The sequence below is a fragment of the Moorena sp. SIO4A1 genome (genome assembly GCF_010672065.1).
GTDB lineage: Bacteria > Cyanobacteriota > Cyanobacteriia > Cyanobacteriales > Coleofasciculaceae > Moorena.
Map to the genome: position 1 here is coordinate 1 of NZ_JAAHHX010000352.1, position 2,118 is coordinate 2,118.

At 40.8% G+C, this 2,118-nt stretch carries 1 protein-coding gene and 1 pseudogene; both read left to right on the forward strand.

The genetic code is table 11. The features are described from left to right. Positions 1 to 108: 108 nt before the first annotated feature. Positions 109 to 1,398: an IS701 family transposase gene (locus F6K53_RS38130; RefSeq protein ID WP_293069036.1), complete on the forward strand. Its 1,290-nt coding sequence runs from the start codon at positions 109 to 111 to the stop codon at positions 1,396 to 1,398. A 396-nt stretch (positions 1,399 to 1,794) separates the two neighbouring features. Next, positions 1,795 to 2,118: pseudogene (locus tag F6K53_RS38135) on the forward strand (hypothetical protein); the annotation flags it as partial.

Consider the following 2,118-nt stretch of genomic DNA (forward strand, 5'->3'; position numbering starts at 1 on the left):
TGAAAGTGGAAACCACTAGTGGGACTAAGCGCGATAATTCAAGGCATAAATAGTGCTATGCTATATAGGGTAAGTTTTTTAGGTTGGTTACTTTTTCCCTCCAATCCCATGAAAGAAACTGTTTCCACAGCAATGCCCCCGTGCTTCGATAGATGGTGTCAGCGTTTTGACGATATCTTCCGAACTAAAGCCCAGAGAAAGGAGTTTAGAAACTATCTAGGGGGATTATTGGGAGAAAGTGAAAGAAAAAACCTATCTCAGTTAGCTCAGAACGCTGTAGATGTGTCTTACCACAGTTTAAGGCATTTTGCGGTTCGGGCTAACTGGAGTGAACAAGAGATTAACGAACGCCGGTTACAGGTGATGAATAGCTGTCGTCAGACCAAAATTCCTCATGGGTTCTCGCTAATTGTAGACGATAGTGGACATAGAAAAAGCGGTAATTTTACTGAGGGAATAGGAAGGCAATACATTGGAGAAATTGGCAAAACAGATAATGGGATAGTTCTCGTAACCACTCATCTGTATGATGGTCGAAAAAGCCTGCCGTTAGATGTTGAGTTATATCAACACTCAAACTCATTGCCTGTTCGCGTAGCGTGGCCTTTTGGCCAAGGAAAGAAAGACCCAGAATTCCTCAAAAAACCGGAGTTAGCCTTAAACTTAATTGACCGGACATTAAAGAGAGGATATTATCCAAAAATTGTCTTAATTGATGCCGGTTATGGTAACAATAGCTCTTTTCTATTGGAGCTGGAAAATCGTCAATTAAAGTATTTAGGAGGAATCGCGAAAAATCGAAAAGTTGCGGTCAACATAACGAAGGATTGTCAAGAAATTGTTAGGGTGGATGAGTTAGCGCAAAGTTTACCCAGTGAAGCATTCAGGGAGGTTAAGTTAGAACTGAACAAGCCAAAAACCTTGTGGGTAGCGATCATAGAAGTCGAAATATCAAGTTTGAGTGGAAAAAGAAGTTTGGCCATCGTCATGAATCAGCCAACCTTTAATGAAGCCACAAATATTGACTATTTTTTGACAAATTTAGAAGCATCAGTTGTGACTCCAGAATGGGTGGTTGAGACTTATGCTCAAAGAAATTGGGTGGAAGTGTTTTATCGAGAAGCCAAGGGTTGGTTAGGGCTATCTGAATATCAAGTTCGGCACAAACGCAGCCTAATGAGACATTTTATATTGGTTATGTGTGCCTATACTTTTATTGTTTGGCATCAACTTACTGGGGGATTGCGAAGGCGATGGGCTAACAAACCGTTAAAGACATTTACTGAGACTTTAGAAGCTTTTCGTAGTGCCATGTCTTGCCGTTTTGTCCGTTGGCTCCAGGAAAATCCGGACGTATTTGTCAATTATAAAGCTAGTTTGGGCTATATTTGGGCTTGAATTTTGCTAAAGTCCCACTAGGTATTACTCAACAGAAATACATTTTGAAACCCAAACCCCAGGAAGGATTTGAGTATTCAATAAAAATCATTAAGTGACGAATTCTGCTTGATGGCTATCCCCTGACGGGGCGATGGCTGAGACACTTGCACCAACTTGAAAATTTGTTTTGGTAGGTAACTATTGACAAAAGAACTTCGGGTAGCGGTCACACAGAGCGACTGTTGGAGTACTGAAATTTATTTTCATCACGTTCGTTACCCGCGTTGTTTTGTACTGCTGCCACCATGACGTACCCGCGCCCGGCGCGGAGCAAATGACATTAAATAGTACTCAGAAACAGGGAATTTATCAAATGTGTTCCATAGTAAAATAATTATTGTATATTAAAGCCGGGTGACATCAATCACAGTGAACAAAAATCGTCCAATTACTTATCAACAATGGTTGCGGGTGGTCATCAAAAAAATGCCTCATTTAAGCAAACCACAAGCAGTAGTATTAGGAATGTGGAGCTTTGCTATTGCGATGACTCATCATTGTGGTTTATCTACTGCGGTGGTGTTTTTGGGGGAAATTCTAGAGCAACCAGAAAACACAATTCGAGAAAGATTAAGGCAGTGGTATAATAGTAAAGTCGATAAAAACGGAAGAAAGCGTAGAGAAATCCAGGTCGAACATAGCTTTGTCCCGTTGTTACGCGCTTATATTAAGTTGGTG

Bases quoted from the DNA above. Each gene is read 5' to 3' on its own strand.
- F6K53_RS38130 (WP_293069036.1), top strand. From the start codon at position 109: ATGAAAGAAACTGTTTCCACAGCAATGCCCCCGTGCTTCGATAGATGG.